The following is a 16,266-nucleotide window of genomic DNA, read 5'->3' as shown; positions in this document are numbered from 1 at the left end:
GCCTAGCGGCGCACGACCTTGCGGGGCTTGGCGTTGGCCTGCTCGGCGTAGCGCTTCCACGCCTGCGACTTCCAGTCCTTGCCGAACGTCATCACCGCCAGCGCACCGAACGCGCCCGCAGCGAGCGACATGCCCAGGTACCACCAGATCTGCCGGAAGAAGAGCCCCGCCCCCTCGGCGAACGGCGTCTCACCGACGAGCAGCGGCCCGATGAGCACACTCGCCGCGCAGGCGGCCAGGACGGCGCCGCCGAGCGTGCCCCACACGCGGTTCATCGGATAGCGCTGGGTCCACCGCACGGCCATCCCGAGCACGATCACGCCGATCACGCCGAGCGCGACCAGTCCGATCGTGATCTGCTTGTCGTCATCCTTCTCGGCGAACAGCTTCGCGGCCACCCGACCGATGACGTTGACGCCGAACAGCACGCCGGCCAGCACCGCTACCGGCACCCATCGCTTCCCCATGACAGCCTTCTACCAAATTCCGGAGGGCATCTGACAGTGGCCGACCGTACAAGCCACTGTCACGAGGACGCTTCGGGCCCGGCTTTCGGTTCGCTGCGGATCGGTGGGAGTCCGGTCAGGATCAGTTTGTAACCCGCCACCGCGAACGCCACCGAGCCGACCGTCATCGTGGCGACGCCGACCCAGTTGTGCTCGGGGCCGGTGACCACCAGGTCGCCCTCGGCCGTCTGCGTGCCGGCCACGAACAGCACGGCGATCCAGACCAGTGCCGGCAGCAGCGCCGCCGCCTTCCGCCTGGTCGTCACCCAGGTGAACCAGACGATCGCCGGATTGAGCACCAGCGCCGCCACGAGCGAGACCGGGATCCGCCAGCCGTTCCACTGCACGGGGGTGAGGAACGCCTCGAACAGCCCGGTCAGCAGGGCCAGACCGGTCGCGACGACGAGGCCGGCCCACGACAGGACCGGATCGACCCACGGCGGCAGCACGAACGGCGTCGGCGGGGTCGGCGGCGGGGCAGCGTCCGGCTTCGTCAGGTCGACGCTCATAGCGCTACCCGCTCAGTGCACGGCTCCGCCCCACGGCGGCTTCCCTCCGCTGCGCTCCGGTCCAGGCACTCGCTCATATGACCAGCCCCGCGAAGAGGTCGGCCTCCCAGCCGTTGGGGCCGCCGCCCGGCCCGCGTTCCCCGACGGCCAGCTCGTAGAACTCCACGCCCATGAACTCGGCGCCGAAGTTGCCCGCGATCGTCATCAGCCAGGAGTTCGGCGAGATCTGCGTGGCGTGGGCCAGCATCGCGGCCACCTTCTGATCGGCGAACTCGTGCCCGTCCACGCGCGCCGCGATCTCCTTGTCGGGCGTGCCGAACGGCAGGTCGTCCGGGCTCGTGAGGCCCTCGAACGGGTTGCCCTCGGTGTCCGCGAACTCGCCGATCCCCGCCTCCAGGACGCTGTACGGCACCGCCGTCCAGTAGACCTTCGCGGGTGCGATCCCCTCGGCGGCGGCCAGTTCGACGGCGCGCATCGTCACCCGGTGCGCCTGGATGTGATCGGGGTGGCCGTAGAAGCCGATCTCGTCGTAGGTGACGACCACCTGCGGACGGGTCTCCCGCATGACGTCCACGAGCATGCCGGCCGCCTCGTCGAGATCCGCCTGCCAGAACGCCCGCGGCCGCAGGTTGGTCTCCCAGCCCATCATCCCGGAGTCCCGGTAGCGGCCGGCCCCGCCGAGGAACCGATGATCCGTGACCCCGAGTGCGGTACACGCCTCCTTCAGCTCGGCGATGCGGTAGCCGCCCAACTGGTCCGCGGCGTCCGACGCGAGGCCGGCGTAGGCGGGGACGTGGATCTCGCCCTCCTCGCCGAGGGTGCAGGTCACCAGCGTCACCCGGGCTCCCGCGGCGGCGTAGAGCGCCATCGTGGCGCCGGTGCTGATCGCCTCGTCGTCGGGGTGGGCGTGCACGAAAAGAATGCTGCGCTCGGTCCGGGGGGAACTCACCGCCCAAACTCTACGTGGCGATCCGCATGACAACGGGGCGGCACACGGGTAACCATTCCCGGGTGGACTATCCCGAGCTGGCAGCCCGCACCAAGCGGTTCACGCACGGCACACCCCGGGCGATCAACGTTTCCCGCGACGGCGACCGGGTGATCTTCCTGCGTTCCAACGGTCCCGAGGATCCGGTCACCCGGCTCTGGGTCTACGACGTGCGCGAGGCGTCCGAACGGCTCATCGCCGAGCCGGCCGGCCTGCTCGACGGCGGTGCGGCCGACCTGCCCGAGGCCGAACGGGCGCTGCGCGAGCGGCTGCGCCTGAGCGCCTCCGGCATCGCCTCCTACGCCCTCGACCGGGCCGGTGAGCTGGCGGTCTTCCCCCTGGCCGGGCAGCTGTTCCGGGCCGACCTGCGCAGCGGCGAGGTGGTGCACGTGCCCACCTCGGGACCGGTCGTCGACCCGCGACTGGACCCGACGGGTCAGCGCATCGGCTACGTCAGCGGCGGGAAGCTGTACACGATCTCGCCCGAGGGCGACGACTCGCTGCTGGCCGGCGAGGAACACGTCACCTGGGGGCTCGCCGAGTTCATCGGGGCCGAGGAGTTCCGCCGCTACCGCGGGTACTGGTGGTCGCCGGACGGGCGGTGCGTGCTCGCCGCGCGGGTCGACGAGTCGCGCGTGCCGCGCTGGCACCTGCACGACCCGTCGAAGCCGGAGGAGGCGCCGACCACGGTGGCCTACCCGCACGCGGGCGCCACGAACGCCGCCGTCACCCTGCACCTGCTCGACCTCGACGGGGGCTGGGTCGACGTGCACTGGGACCGGGAGACGTACCCGTACCTGGTGGCCGTCTCCTGGTCGCAGGCGGGCGGGCCGCTGATCGCGGTGCTGCGCCGTTCGCAGCAGCACGGGTTGGTGCTGGCCGTCGACCCGCGCACCGGCGAGACGCAGGTGCACGCGGAGCTGGCCGACCCGCGGTGGGTGGAGCCCGTTCCCGGGACGCCCGGGTACCTCGCCGACGGGCGCGTGCTCGTCGGCGGCGAACTGGCGCACGAGGGCTACGACGCGCGCTGCCTCTTCGCCGACGGCAGCCTGATCACGCCGCCGGGGCTGTACGTGCGGCGGGTCGCCGGGCGTTCCCGCGGGGACCTGCTCCTGGAGGCCAGTGACGGCGAACCGAGCGAGCAGCACATTTACCGCGTTCCCCTGACTCCGAGCGGAACGGACGCGAAACGCCTCACCTCCGGCGCCGGCTGGCACACGGCGGAGGTCGGTGGCGACACGACGGTGATCGGCTCGATGTCGCTGGAGCAGGCCGGAGTCCGCTACGAGGTCTTCCGCGGCGACACGCTCGTCGGCACGCTGGACAACCACGCGATGACCCCGCCGTACTCCCCCCGCCCCGCGCTGGAACGGGTCACCGACCGGCGGCTGCCGACCGGGGTGCTCTACCCGCGCCACCACGCCGGCGGACGGCTGCCGGTGCTGGTCGACATCTACGGCGGCCCCGGGCACCAGGAGGTGGTCGCGGTGCGCAGCCGCTGGCTGGAACGCCAGTGGTGGGCCGACGCCGGCTTCGCCGTCGTCTCGATCGACAACCGTGGCACGCCCGGCGTCTCGCCCAGCTACGAGAAGGCGATCCACCGCCGCTTCGCCGACGTGATCCTCGCCGACCAGGTCGACGCGCTGCACGCGCTCGCGGAGAAGCACACCGACCTGGACCTGGGCCGGGTGGCGATCCGGGGCTGGTCGTTCGGCGGGTGGCTGTCGGCGCTGGCCGTGCTGCGGCGTCCCGACGTGTACCACTGCGGGGTCGCCGGTGCCCCGGTCACCGACTGGGCGCTGTACGACACCGCCTACACCGAACGCTATCTGGGCCTGCCGCAGGACAACCCCGAGGTGTACGCGCACAACTCGCTGCTGGAGGCGGCGGCCGAGCCCCCGGGCGAACGCCCCAGCCCGCTGCTGCTGGTGCACGGCCTCGTCGACGACAACGTGGTGGCGGCGCACACGCTGCGGCTGTCGGCCGCGATGCTCGGCGCCGGCCGGCCGCACTCGATGATCCCGCTCACCGGTGCGACGCACATGGCCGCCGGCGGGCTCGCGGAGAAGCTGCTCCGCATCGAACTGGACTTCATCCGCCGCAGCCTGGGGGCCGCCTCGTGAACCAGGACGAGCTGTCGCACGCGCTCTCCGCACTGCCCGGCTGGACGGGGAGCCCGTCGGCGATCGAGCGCACCGTGGCGTGCGAGTCGTTCATGGGCGCGATCGGGCTGGTCAACCGGGTCGCGGAGGCCGCCGAGGAGGCGAACCACCATCCGGACATGGAGATCCGGTGGCGGGAGGTGACGTTCCGGCTCAGCACGCACTCCGAGGGCGGCGTGGTGACGGAACAGGATCTCGCGCTGGCCCGCGTGATCAACTCCCTGGCGCCGTAGCCGCCGTCAGGTAGCGCAGGAGGGCCGCGGTCGCCGGCGGGTCGGGCGGGTCGCCGTAGACGGCCGCCACGACGGTGCGCTCCGCGCCGGGGATCGGATCGGTGCGCACCCGCGGGTGGCGGTGGGCGGCGATCGCCAGTTCGGGCAGCACGGTCACGCCCAGCCCGGCCGCCACGAGGGACTGCACGGCCACGTAGTCGTCGGTGGTGTAGGCGATGCGCGGGGTGAAGCCGGCTTCCGCGCAGAGGCGGATCAGCTGGGCGCGGCAGCGTTCGCAGCCGGCGATCCACGGGCTCTCCGCGTGGCTTCGCAGATCGCCTCCGTCGCGGGTGACCAGGTGCAGCGGCTCGCGCAGGAGCGGGACGCGGCGCAGGCCGTCGGTCTCCGCCGCCGCGTAGTCGAACAGCAGCGCCACCTCGACCTCGCCGGTCCGCAGCAGCGTTACCGCCTCCGGCGGCTCGGCGTCGACCAGTTCGATGTCGACCTCGGGATGCGCGCTGACGAAGCTCGATGCGGCTCTCGGGACGAAGGTGCCGAGCGCCGAGGGGAACGCCGCCAGGCGCACCCGGCCGGCCCGCAGCCCGGCGTGGGCGGCCAGCTCCTCCGCGGCCGCGTCGAGCCGGCCCAGGATCTCCTCGGCGCGTGCCGCCAGTACCCGGCCGGCCTCGGTCAGCCGGATCCCGCGCCCGACGCGCTGCACCAGCCGGGTGCCGGTCTCCGCCTCCAGCCGCGCCAGGTGGTGGCTGACGGAGGGCTGGGCGTAGCGGAGTTCGCGGGCGGCGGCCGTCACCGAACCGAGCCGCGCGACCGCCGCCAACACCCGAAGGCGGGTCACATCCAGCACTCATAGACCGTACCTATGCAACTGTCGGCAGATTGGCATTGGACCGATGGGACGCCGCCGTCCGAGCATGGGACGCATGACGGTGACCTTCAACGACGTCCTCCGGGCCCAGCGCCGGCTCGCCGCCCACCTGCCGCCCACCCCGCTGTGGGCCTATCGCCAGCTGGACCCGGACGTGCTGGTCAAGCACGAGAACACGCAGCCGACGGGGGCGTTCAAGGCGCGCGGCGCGCTGACCCTGCTGGACCGGATGAGCGCGGACGAACGCGCGCGCGGCGTGGTCACCTACTCGACCGGCAACCACGCGCAGGCCATCGCCTATGCGGCAGCGGCGTTCGACACGCGCTGTGTCGTGGTGATGCCGGAGAAGGCGAACCCGTTCAAGGCACAGGCGGCGCGGGCGCTCGGCGCCACGGTCGTGCTCGAAGGGGCCGACCTCGCCGGTTCCGGGGCGCACGCCGCCGCGCTCGCCGAGGCGGACGGCCTGCGCCTGGTCTCCCCCGGCGACGAGCCCGACATCCTGGCCGGCGTCGGCACGCTGTACCAGGAGGTGTTCGCCGCCGCACCCGACCTCGACGCCGTCGTGGTGCCGATCGGCAGCGGAACGGGCGCCGCCGCGGCCTGCGTGGTGCGCGCGGCACTCGCGCCCCGGTGCGAGGTGATCGGGGTGCAGTCGTCGGCCTCGCCCGCCGGACACGACTCGTGGCGTGCCGGCTCCTGCGTGACGCGGCCGGACACCACGGCGGTGGAGGGGCTCGCCACGGGACGCGGGTTCGACCTGCCGCAGCGGCACCTGCGCGGCGCCCTGAACGACTTCCTCCTGGTCGACGATGCCGACATCGCGCGGGCCCAGCGGCTGCTGGCCACCCACGCGCACACGCTCGCCGAGGGTGCCGGCGCCACGGCCCTGGCCGCGGTGCTCACGCATCCCGACCGGTTCGCGGGCCGGAAGATCGCCGTCATCTGTACCGGAGGCAACGCGGGTCCCCAGGAACTTCGAAACCTTTCCGCCTAATGTGAACTCCCATGACGGAATTCGACGCGGCGACCGCGGCGGTGGAGGCCGCGCTGGCCGCCGGTGCGCGGTACGCCGACGCGCGGGTGATGCTCCGCTCCGACGAGTCGATGTCGGCCCGCAACGGCGCGGTCACCGCGCTGAACCGCTCCGACGACGCCGGCCTGGGGGTGCGCGCACTCGTCGGTTCCTCCTGGGGGTACTTCGCGGTGCCCGACCCCGGCGGCGCGGCGGCCCGCGACGCCGGGCGGACCGCGGCGGAGATCGCCCGCGCGAGCGCCTCCGTGCCGGGGCCGGCGATCGACCTCGTGCCGGCCCCCGCCGAGGTGGCCTCCTGGGCCAGCCCGTGCGAGGAGGACCCGCTGTCGGTGCCGCTGTCGGAGAAGGGCGACCTGATGACCTCGGTCACCGCCGACCTGCACCGGGCCGGCGCGGACCTGGGCGAGGCGCAGTACCACATCTGGGACCACCGGACGTGGTTCGTCTCCTCCGAGGGGCACCGCATCGACCAGCACATCCGCAAGTGCGGCGGCGGGATGTGGGCCACGACGGTCGGCGAGCACGAGACGCAGCGCCGTTCGTACCCCTGCTTCCGCGGCCAGTACGGCACCGCCGGCTGGGAGCAGATCCGCGGGCTGGACCTGCCGGCGCACACCGCCCGGATCGCCGACGAGGCGAAGGCGTTGCTGCGCGCGCCGGCCTGCCCCGCCGGTGAGACCACGGTGATCATCGGCAGCGAGCAGATGATGCTCCAGATCCACGAGTCCGTCGGCCACGCCATCGAACTGGACCGCATCCTCGGCTGGGAGGCCGCGATGGCCGGCACGTCGTGGCTGGACCTGGCCGGCCTCGGCGACCTGCGCTACGGCTCCGAGCTGATGAACATCGTCATCGACCCGACGCTGCCGGGCGGCCTCGGCTCGTTCGGCTACGACGACGAGGGCACCCGCGCCCAGCGCCGCTACGCCGTCAAGAACGGCATCTGGGTCGGCGTGCTCGCCGGCCGGGACTCGGCGGCCGTCGCCGGGCTCGACTACGGCGGCAGCGTGCGCGCCGACGGCTGGTCCAAGATGCCCATGGTGCGCATGACGAACGTCGGCTTCGAGCCGGGCCCGCACACGCTCGACGAGATGCTCGACGCCACCGACGACGGCGTCTACATGGAGAACAACCGCTCCTGGTCGATCGACGACAAGCGGCTGAACTTCCAGTTCGGCTGCGAGATCGCGTGGGAGGTGAAGAACGGGCGGCGCGGCCGGATGCTGCGCAACCCGACGTACACCGGCATCGGGCCGACCTTCTGGCGTTCCATGGACATGCTCGGCAGCGAGACGACCACCTGGGGGACGCCCAACTGCGGCAAGGGCCAGCCGGGCCAGATCGGCCACACGGGTCACCCGGCGGCGCCGGCCCGTTTCCAGAACGTCCGCGTGGGGGTGTCCGGATGAGCGCGATCGTGGAGCAGGTGCTGTCGCTGGTCCCGGCCGGGGTCGAGGCCGAGGTGACGGTGGTCGAGCACGCGTCGGCCGTCACCCGGTTCGCCAACTCCTACATCCACCAGAACGTCGCCGACACCGGCACCCGCGTCACGCTGCGCCTGCACGCCGCGGGCCGGACCGCCTCGGGCAGCACGACGACGGTCGACGCCGCGGGTCTCGCCCGTCTGGTCGAACGCCTCACCGCCACGGCCGCCCTCCTGCCGCCCGACGCGCTGTGGGCCGGTGTCGCGCCGGCCGGATCGTTGGACCCGGCCGCACGGGACGGGTTCGCGAGTGTCGACCCGGCCACCGCCGCCGCGACCCCCGCCGAGCGGGCCGCCGTGGTGGGCGCGTTCGTCGAGTCGGCGAAGGGGCTGCTCGCCGCCGGCTACGTGCGCACGTCCACGGCCACGGCGACGTTCGGGAACACGGCCGGGCAGTCGCTGCGCGGCGGCTACACGGAGGCGTCCCTGGACGGCGTCGCCCGCGCCGCCTCGACCGACGGCGGCCCGGCGGACGGCGTCGCGCGGGCCACCTCCCGCCGGCTGGCCGATCTCGACGGCGGCCTGCTCGGGGCGCGCGCGGCCGCCAAGGCGCAGGCCACGATCGGCGGCGTCGACCTGCCGCCGGACGACTACGAGGTGGTGCTCGAGCCGCAGGCCGTCGGCGACCTGCTCAGCGGGCTGTCGTTCTACGTCTTCAACGGCCGGGCCTTCGCCGAACGCCGCTCGTTCGCCCGGCCGGGCGAGGCGCAGTTCGACGGCGCGCTGACCCTGGTCGACGACGCGCTCGCGGCGGACACGTACGGCGTGCCGTTCGACGCCGAGGGCACCCCGAAGCGCCGCACGGAACTGGTGCGCGACGGCGTGACCCAGGGCGTGCCGCACGATCGCCGCACCGCACGCGAGGTCGGGGCGGAGTCGACCGGCCACTCGAACGGCTTCGGCGACACGTTCGGGCCGATGGGCACGCACCTGGCGATCACCCCGGCGGGCGGCCCGGCGGCGACCGAGGCGACCGGACCGGTGGTCGACTCCGACGTGGCGGCCCTCGTCGCCGGTGTGCGGCGCGGCCTGCTGGTGACCGACTTCTGGTACACCCGGGTGCTCGACCCGCGCAGCGCCGTCATCACCGGGCTCACCCGCAACGGCGTCTGGCTGATCGAAGACGGCGAGGTGACGGCGCCGGTGCGTAACCTGCGCTTCACCCAGTCCTACCCGGCGGCGTTGGCGCCCGGTCGCGTGCTCGGCATCGGCGCGCACGCGCACGCGCTGGTCGAACGCTATTCCGGCGCCGCGCACCGGGCACCCGCCCTGCGCCTGGCGTCCTGGCACTTCACCGGCGGTGCGAGCGGGTGAGCCGGCGGCGCGAGCGACTGAGCAGGCGGTGCCGGGGATGACACCCGGGCAGTGAATTTCTGCACACACTCCCGTCACATACTGGACGCCCCGTGGCGGTGAGGACGATTCTCCGGGCGTAACGTGTCCTGCGACTCACCCAAATATGTCCGCTCAGGAGCTTGCAATGACGAGCACGGTAACGAGACCGGGAGGGACGCGTCCCCGCGCCGCCATCGCGGCACGCACGCTGCGGACCGACCGGTGGTGGTTCTTCCCGCTGAGTATCGCGGCGATTCTTGGTTTCTTCATCGTGTACTCCACGATCCGCATCTTCATGAATAAGTATTACTGGGTCGACGACTTCGGTTACCTGACGCCGCTGTACTCGCCGTGCCTGAGCGAATCGTGTGTCCCGGGGTCAGCGCACTTCGGTACGCCTTTCGGCGAGTTCCCGCGCTGGCTGCCGCTGGGCCTGGCGGCGTTCCCGATCGTGGCCGGCTTCCGGGTCACCTGCTACTACTACCGCAAGGCCGGGTACCGGTCGCTGTGGCTGTCGCCGCAGGCCTGCGGTGTCGCCGAGCCGCACAAGAAGTACACCGGCGAGCGTGGGTTCCCGCTCATCGGCATGAACTCCCACCGGTACTTCTTCTACCTCGCGGCCGTCGTGCTGCTCATCAACTTCTACGACGCGACGAAGGCGTTCCACGGCGCGGACGGCGGCTTCGGTGTCGGGCTCGGCACGCTGATCATCTGGGTCAACGTCGCCATGCTGACCGGCTACACGCTCTCCTGCCACGCCTGCCGGCACGTCGTCGGCGGCCGGCTGAAGCACTTCTCCAAGCACCCGGTGCGCTACCGGTTCTGGACGCTCGTGTCGAAGCTGAACGCGCGACACGGCACCTTCGCGATGAGTTCCCTGGTGACCGTCATCCTGGTCGACGCCTACATCATGTCGGTGTCCGCGGGCTGGATCACCGACTTCCGGTTCTACAACTAAGAGGCGCTGCGATGACCAACATTGAGCGGCACTCGTACGACGTCGTGGTGATCGGGGCCGGCGGTGCCGGCCTGCGCGCGGCGATCGAGGCCCGGCTGGCCGGCAAGAAGACCGCCATCATTTCCAAGTCCCTCTTCGGCAAGGCGCACACCGTCATGGCCGAGGGCGGTGCCGCCGCCGCGATGGGCAACGTCAACCCCAACGACAACTGGATGGTCCACTTCCGGGACACCATGCGCGGGGGCAAGTTCCTCAACAACTTCCGCATGGCGGAGCTGCACGCCAAGGAGGCCCCGGACCGCATCTGGGAGCTGGAGACCTACGGCGCGCTCTTCGACCGCACCAAGACCGGAAAGATCTCGCAGCGGAACTTCGGCGGCCACGAATACCCGCGCCTCGCGCACGTCGGCGACCGCACCGGCCTCGAACTGATCCGCACGCTGCAGCAGAAGATCGTGTCGCTGCAGCAGGAGGACTACCGCGAGTTCGGCGACTACGACGCGAAGATCCGCGTTTTCGCGGAGACCACGATCACCGAACTCTTCATCGAGGACGGCCGCGTCGCGGGCTGCTTCGGGTACTACCGCGAGTCCGGCGACTTCGTGCTCTTCGACGCGCCCGCGATCGTGCTCGCGACCGGTGGCGTCGGCAAGTCCTACAAGGTCACGTCCAACTCGTGGGAGTACACCGGCGACGGCCACGCCCTGGCCCTGCGCGCCGGCGCGACGCTGATCAACATGGAGTTCCTGCAGTTCCACCCGACCGGCATGGTCTGGCCGCCGTCCGTCAAGGGCATCCTGGTCACCGAGTCCGTGCGCGGTGACGGTGGCGTCCTGAAGAACACCAAGGGCGAGCGGTTCATGTTCAACTACGTTCCGGACGTGTTCCGCAAGCAGTACGCGGAGACGCCGGAGGAGGCCGACCGCTGGTACGAGGACCCGGACAACAACCGGCGTCCGCCCGAGTTGCTGCCGCGCGACGAGGTCGCCCGCGCGATCAACTCCGAGGTCAAAGAGGGCCGTGGAACGCCCGCGGGCGGCGTGCTGCTGGACATCGCCAGCCGCCTGCCGGCCGAGCAGGTCCGTAAGCGGCTGCCGTCGATGTACCACCAGTTCAAGGAGCTGGCCGACGTCGACATCACGAAGCAGCCCATGGAGGTCGGGCCGACCTGCCATTACGTGATGGGTGGCGTCGAGGTCGACGCGGACACCGCGCAGGCGCACGTCGAGGGGCTCTTCGCGGCCGGCGAGGTCTCCGGCGGCATGCACGGCTCCAACCGCCTCGGCGGCAACTCGCTCTCCGACCTGCTGGTCTTCGGCAAGCGCGCGGGTGAGTACGCGGCGAAGTTCGCCGACGCGCACCCGCGCAAGAAGGTGTCGGCGGCGACCGTCGAGGCGGCCGTCGAGACCGCGCTGGCCCCGCTGAACCGCGGCGAGAGCGGGGAGAACCCGTACACGCTGCACAGCGAGTTGCAGCAGGTGATGGGTGACCTCGTCGGCATCATCCGCCGCCAGGGCGAGCTGGAGCAGTCCCTCGGCCGGCTGATGGAGCTGAAGGAGCGGGCCAAGAAGGTCGGCGTGGGCGGCGGCCGGCGCTACAACCCGGGCTGGCACCTGGCGCTGGACCTGCGCAACATGCTGATCGTCTCGGAGTGCACCGCGAAGGCGGCGCTCCAGCGGGAGGAGTCGCGCGGCGGCCACACCCGCGAGGACTTCCCCGGCATGAACCCGCAGTGGCGCCTGGTCAACCTGGTGTGCTCGCTGGAGGGCGAGGACATCGCGTTGACGCGGCAGCCGGTGCCGACGATGCGGCCGGAGCTGCTCGGCCTGTTCGACTACTCGGAACTCGCGAAGTACATGACCCCCGAGGAGCTTTCCGGGCTCGACAAGGATGGTGCGTGATGGGAACCGTTCGTCACTTCCGCGTGTGGCGGGGCGACGAGAGCGGCGGTCAGCTCGAGGACTTCCAGGTGGAGGTCAACGAGGGCGAGGTCGTGCTCGACATCATCCACCGGCTGCAGGCCACGCAGACGCCCGACCTGGCCGTGCGCTGGAACTGCAAGGCCGGCAAGTGCGGCTCGTGTTCCATGGAGATCAACGGCAAGCCGCGGCTGGGTTGCATGACCCGCATGTCGACCTTCGGCGAGGGCGAGACCGTGACCGTCACGCCGGTGCGGACGTTCCCGATCATCCGGGACCTGGTCACCGACGTGTCGTTCAACTACCAGAAGGCGCGGGAGCTGCCGGCCTTCGAGCCGCCGAAGGACCTGCAGCCGGGCGAGTACCGGATGCAGCAGATCGACGTGGAACGCTCGCAGGAGTTCCGCAAGTGCATCGAGTGCTTCCTCTGCCAGAACGTCTGCCACGTGATCCGCGACCACGAGGAGAACAAGCCGACGTTCTCCGGTCCGCGGTTCTTCATCCGGGCGGCCGAGCTCGACATGCACCCGCTGGACGAGCGCGAGAACCGCAAGGAGATGGCGCAGCAGGAGCAGGGGCTCGGCTACTGCAACATCACCAAGTGCTGCACCGAGGTCTGCCCGGAGCACATCAAGATCACTGACAACGCGATCATCCCGATGAAGGAACGCGTCGTCGACCGGAAGTACGACCCGATCGTGTGGCTGGGCCGGAAGATCTTCCGCCGCGACCAGCTGGACGAGCCGGCCGTCTCGACCCCGCACCGCGCACCGGCGATGTCCGGCGCGTCCGTGTCGGGTGGCGAGGAGGCCGCCGCCGCGGGGACGCAGGCGTCGACCACCACCAACTGGCACCACACGCCGGCCGCTCCGCAGGCGGCACCGGTGGGCGAGGACGGCAAGCTCAACCTCACCGAACTGACGAGCGACCGGGCTGCCGCGCAGTCCCCGTTCGGCGACGACGTGACGTTCCCCTTGCCGACGGAGAACCTGTCCTACCAGCACCCGCGCGAGGAAAAGCCGAAGCACGACGAGCACTGACCGTCGAGGTCACCCGCCGCCGTCCACTCCCCGTGAGTGGGCGGCGGTTGCGCTTTCGGTGAACCGCTTCGACGCCGCTACGGAGTGCTCACGCGGGGCAGCAACGGCGCCAGCGCCGCCACGATGGGCGCGTCGGCGGGTAGCCACACCACGTCGTCCAACTCGTCGGCGGAGAGCCACCGCAGCGCGGAGTGCTCGATCAGGCGCGGCTCCTGGTCACCCACCAGCCGTGCGAGATAGACCCGCAGCAGTCGGCCGCCCCGGACCGGAACGTCGGGGCCGACACGCTCGCCGACCTCCACGGTCACGGCCAGTTCCTCTTCGCATTCTCTGACGAGCGCGTCGACGTCGGATTCACCCGGCTCGACCTTCCCGCCGGGGAACTCCCAGCGACCGGCCATTTCGGGCGGATCCGCACGTTCGCACGCGAGCACACGGCCATCGACGATGATCGCGGCTCCAACAATCAGTCCAGGCATCGGCCGTTCAATGTACACGGCGGTCAACAGTGCCAGAACTAAGCGAAGAAGAGGTGCACGCCTACGTCCCGTAGGTCACCAGACGGGGGAATTGTGGGCGTGGACAGTTTCCCTGCTGTTCGGGAAGGATGGCCTTGAGCGAATGATGACAGCGCGGCTTCGAAATGGCCACAAGCCGGCAACGACGCCGAAACAGGGGGTGGCGATGCGTGCTCGTTGGGGCAGCAGAGAGCAGCGAAACTATCTGACCGACGCGTTCGCCCTACTGCAGGGCTGGACCCGGGAGAAGCAGGAGATTCGCCGGACCCTCCGTCTCGACGACCATCAACACGCCGCACTCACCGAGCAGATCAAGGTCGCCGCCGACGCCCACCAGCTTCGGCCGCACATCCGCCGGCTCGACGGCGCCACGCAGATCAGCCTGCGCAGCGCCCACGGAGAGGATCTCTCCGAAGGCGAGGTTGCTTTAGCCGCCCGGATCGAGGACATGTACCGCCGTATCACCGGAGTTGCCTAGCTCTTCGCATAACCTGGCCGGATGCTCCTTTCCGGATACATCGCTCGCGACGAGACCGAGGCCGCCGACCTCGCCCGGACCCGCGCGATGCTCGCCACCACCGAAGACCCGTTCCACCGCTCCATCCCGCTGCACCTGACGGCGTCGGCCCTGATCATCCACCCGCCGACCGCGCGGGTGCTCCTGCGCTGGCACGAACGCCAGCAGGCCTGGCTGCAGGTGGGCGGCCACGCCGACGAGGGCGAGGACGACCTGCTCGCCGTGGCGCTGCGCGAGGCGCACGAGGAGACCGGGCTGAAGGACCTCGAGCCCTGGCCCGCGGACGCACCCGTGCATGTGGTGATCGTCCCCGTGAAGCCCAAGGGCGACGAGCCGGCGCACGAACACGCCGACATCCGTTACGTGCTCGCGACCTACACCCCCGACGAGATCGTCCCGGAGAACGAGCAGGCGCAGCTGAGGTGGCTCACGGCCGAAGAGGCCAAGGCCCAGACCCAGCCGAACGTGGCCGAGACCATCAGACGAGCCGGCCTGTAGTCCACTGCACGCGCAGCCGGCAGCGGAGCGGCCGGGCACGCGAAGCGGCCCGGCCCGGAGCGGTGCGCGCGGGCGGTCGCGCCCACGACGGACGCGCGTAAATAAGAATCTCTATACGTTGAAGCGGAACTCCACCACGTCGCCGTCCTTCATGACGTAGTCCTTGCCCTCGATGCGCACCTTGCCGGCGGCCTTCGCGGCGGCCATCGTCCCGGCCGCGACCAGGTCCTCGTAGCCGACGACCTCGGCCTTGATGAAGCCGCGCTGGAAGTCCGAGTGGATCACGCCGGCCGCTTCGGGCGCGGTGGCCCCGATCGGGATCGTCCACGCGCGGGCCTCCTTCGGCCCGGCCGTCAGGTAGGTCTGCAGGCCGAGCGTCCGGAAGCCGACCCGGATCAGCTGGTGCAGGCCCGGCTCCGGCTGGCCGATGGACTCCAGCAGCTCGCGGGCCTCCTCCTCGGGAAGGTCGATCAGCTCCGACTCCACCTTGGCGTCGAGGAAGATCGCCTCGGCCGGCGCGACCAGGGTGCGCAGCTCGTCCAGGAACGCCGGGTCCGCCAGCTCCGCCTCGTCGACGTTGAACACGTACAGGAACGGCTTCACGGTGAGCAGGTGCAGCTCGCGCAGCAGCTCGACCTCAATGCCGGCCTTCGCGGCCCCGGCGTACAGGGTGGTGCCGCCGTTGAGCAGCTCGGCGGCGGCCTTGGCGGCGGCGGCGACCGGAGCCCGGTCCTTCTTGAGCTTCGCCTCCTTCTCCAGGCGCGGCACGGCCTTCTCCAGCGTCTGGAGGTCGGCGAGGATCAGCTCGGTGTTGATCGTCTCGATGTCGTCGGCGGGCGAGACCTTGCCGTCGACGTGCACCACGTTGGGGTCGGAGAACGCCCGCACCACCTGGCAGATGGCCGCCGACTCGCGGATGTTGGCGAGGAACGCGTTGCCGCGCCCCTGTCCCTTGGAGGCGCCCCGCACCAGGCCTGCGATGTCCACGAACGACACCGGCGCCGGCACGATCTTCTGCGACGCGTGGATCTCCGCCAGCTTGTCGAGCCTGGGGTCGGGCAGCCCCACCACGCCGACGTTGGGCTCGATGGTGGCGAACGGGTAGTTCGCGGCGAGCACGTCGTTCTTGGTCAGCGCGTTGAACAGGGTGCTCTTGCCGACGTTGGGCAGGCCGACGATGCCGATGGAGAGTGAGGACACGCCTGCGAGTCTACGGACGCCGCCCGCGCCAGCGGTCACGGAGCCAGATGCGCGGCTCCCTGGCCAGCCGGTAGGCGAGCCATCCGCACGCGTACCCGACGCTCCCGATGACCGCCGCCAGGATCAGCTGCAGGGCGACGGTGAACGCACCGGGGCCGCCGGCCGGGTAGGCGCGATCGCCGTCGAGGCCGCCGACGACGGCCGGCACCCGGGCGCCCGGGTCGTGCGGCTCGTCCTCGGACAGGTCGATCCGCACGGTCGGATCGCCTCCGCCGGCTTCCTTCGCACGGAAGCGGCCGGTGCAGGCCCGCGTGCCGACGTCGGCGTCCGGTTCGCCGCAGGCCGCTATCTCGACCGCGCCGGAGTCGCCCAGCCAGGCGGCGTCGGCCAGCCGCCACGCCTTGTCCAGGTGCCCGACGGCGGTCCACGCGGTGCCGGCCGCGAAGCCGACGAGCACTACGAAAAGGAGCGTGCCGATCACCTTGCGCAGCATGCCCGAAGG

Annotated in this window: 17 protein-coding genes; 10 read left to right on the top strand and 7 right to left on the bottom strand. The window is 71.2% G+C overall.

Annotation, left to right across the window (positions count from 1 at the left end):
• Positions 1 to 2 precede the first annotated feature (2 nt).
• The 3 genes from Val02_RS34850 to mshB form a co-directional block, all read right to left on the bottom strand.
• Positions 3 to 467 carry a hypothetical protein gene (locus tag Val02_RS34850; protein WP_203903554.1) on the bottom strand — a complete coding sequence of 155 codons (465 nt, stop codon included), beginning with the start codon at positions 465 to 467 and terminating at the stop codon, positions 3 to 5.
• Positions 468 to 526: 59 nt separating this feature from the next.
• Positions 527 to 1,015: a hypothetical protein gene (locus Val02_RS34845; protein WP_203903553.1), complete on the bottom strand. Its 489-nt coding sequence runs from the start codon at positions 1,013 to 1,015 to the stop codon at positions 527 to 529.
• Positions 1,016 to 1,088: 73 nt separating this feature from the next.
• Positions 1,089 to 1,964, bottom strand: coding sequence for an N-acetyl-1-D-myo-inositol-2-amino-2-deoxy-alpha-D-glucopyranoside deacetylase (gene mshB, locus Val02_RS34840; RefSeq protein WP_203903552.1), 876 nt, complete (start codon positions 1,962 to 1,964; stop codon positions 1,089 to 1,091).
• Between the two features lie 62 nt (positions 1,965 to 2,026).
• Between mshB and Val02_RS34835 the strand changes: the two genes are divergently transcribed.
• Together Val02_RS34835 and Val02_RS34830 are read left to right on the top strand one after the other, a co-directional pair.
• Positions 2,027 to 4,126, top strand: coding sequence for a S9 family peptidase (locus tag Val02_RS34835; RefSeq protein WP_203903551.1), 2,100 nt, complete (start codon positions 2,027 to 2,029; stop codon positions 4,124 to 4,126).
• Complete coding sequence (locus Val02_RS34830; RefSeq protein ID WP_203903550.1) at positions 4,123 to 4,398, top strand: 4a-hydroxytetrahydrobiopterin dehydratase; 276 nt, start codon at positions 4,123 to 4,125, stop codon at positions 4,396 to 4,398. The genes Val02_RS34835 and Val02_RS34830 overlap by 4 nt, the downstream gene beginning before the upstream one ends.
• Here the strand turns inward: Val02_RS34830 and Val02_RS34825 are convergent.
• Positions 4,379 to 5,242 (bottom strand): LysR family transcriptional regulator, encoded by an 864-nt coding sequence (locus Val02_RS34825; RefSeq protein WP_203903549.1) that lies wholly within the window; start codon positions 5,240 to 5,242, stop codon positions 4,379 to 4,381. The genes Val02_RS34830 and Val02_RS34825 overlap by 20 nt on opposite strands.
• 76 nt (positions 5,243 to 5,318) lie before the next feature.
• Between Val02_RS34825 and Val02_RS34820 the strand changes: the two genes are divergently transcribed.
• From Val02_RS34820 to Val02_RS34795, 6 genes are all read left to right on the top strand, one after another.
• Entirely contained in the window at positions 5,319 to 6,257 is a 939-nt protein-coding gene (locus Val02_RS34820; RefSeq protein ID WP_203903548.1) for a threonine ammonia-lyase, read from the top strand.
• Between the two features lie 11 nt (positions 6,258 to 6,268).
• Entirely contained in the window at positions 6,269 to 7,705 is a 1,437-nt protein-coding gene (locus Val02_RS34815; protein ID WP_203903547.1) for a TldD/PmbA family protein, read from the top strand.
• The gene (locus Val02_RS34810) at positions 7,702 to 9,093 is read left to right on the top strand and encodes a TldD/PmbA family protein (protein WP_203903546.1); all 1,392 of its coding nucleotides are present in this window, start codon (positions 7,702 to 7,704) and stop codon (positions 9,091 to 9,093) included. Before Val02_RS34815 ends, Val02_RS34810 begins: the two co-directional genes overlap by 4 nt.
• A gap of 166 nt (positions 9,094 to 9,259) precedes the next feature.
• Entirely contained in the window at positions 9,260 to 10,072 is an 813-nt protein-coding gene (sdhC, locus tag Val02_RS34805; protein ID WP_203903545.1) for a succinate dehydrogenase subunit SdhC, read from the top strand.
• A gap of 11 nt (positions 10,073 to 10,083) precedes the next feature.
• On the top strand, positions 10,084 to 11,973 hold the full coding sequence (locus Val02_RS34800; RefSeq protein WP_203903544.1) for a fumarate reductase/succinate dehydrogenase flavoprotein subunit: 1,890 nt from the start codon (positions 10,084 to 10,086) through the stop codon (positions 11,971 to 11,973).
• Positions 11,973 to 13,031, top strand: a complete 1,059-nt coding sequence (locus tag Val02_RS34795) for a succinate dehydrogenase/fumarate reductase iron-sulfur subunit (protein WP_203903543.1) — start codon at positions 11,973 to 11,975, stop codon at positions 13,029 to 13,031. The genes Val02_RS34800 and Val02_RS34795 overlap by 1 nt, the downstream gene beginning before the upstream one ends.
• A 77-nt stretch (positions 13,032 to 13,108) precedes the next feature.
• On the opposite strand, the gene Val02_RS34790 is transcribed toward Val02_RS34795, so the two are convergent.
• Positions 13,109 to 13,501, bottom strand: a complete 393-nt coding sequence (locus Val02_RS34790) for a (deoxy)nucleoside triphosphate pyrophosphohydrolase (protein WP_239153577.1) — start codon at positions 13,499 to 13,501, stop codon at positions 13,109 to 13,111.
• A gap of 214 nt (positions 13,502 to 13,715) precedes the next feature.
• Between Val02_RS34790 and Val02_RS34785 the strand changes: the two genes are divergently transcribed.
• Positions 13,716 to 14,027 (top strand): 4a-hydroxytetrahydrobiopterin dehydratase, encoded by a 312-nt coding sequence (locus tag Val02_RS34785; RefSeq protein ID WP_203903640.1) that lies wholly within the window; start codon positions 13,716 to 13,718, stop codon positions 14,025 to 14,027.
• A 21-nt stretch (positions 14,028 to 14,048) separates the two neighbouring features.
• Positions 14,049 to 14,564, top strand: coding sequence for an NUDIX hydrolase (locus tag Val02_RS34780; protein ID WP_203903541.1), 516 nt, complete (start codon positions 14,049 to 14,051; stop codon positions 14,562 to 14,564).
• Positions 14,565 to 14,675: 111 nt separating this feature from the next.
• Here Val02_RS34780 and ychF read toward each other — a convergent pair whose 3' ends face one another.
• Entirely contained in the window at positions 14,676 to 15,764 is a 1,089-nt protein-coding gene (gene ychF, locus Val02_RS34775; RefSeq protein WP_203903540.1) for a redox-regulated ATPase YchF, read from the bottom strand.
• 10 nt (positions 15,765 to 15,774) lie between these two features.
• The gene (locus Val02_RS34770; protein ID WP_203903539.1) at positions 15,775 to 16,257 is read right to left on the bottom strand and encodes a hypothetical protein; all 483 of its coding nucleotides are present in this window, start codon (positions 16,255 to 16,257) and stop codon (positions 15,775 to 15,777) included.
• Positions 16,258 to 16,266 lie beyond the last annotated feature (9 nt).

This window comes from Virgisporangium aliadipatigenens, assembly GCF_016863615.1.
Lineage (GTDB): Bacteria > Actinomycetota > Actinomycetes > Mycobacteriales > Micromonosporaceae > Virgisporangium > Virgisporangium aliadipatigenens.
Note: the sequence above shows the minus strand (reverse complement) of the source record. Positions and strands in the feature narration are given on the sequence as shown.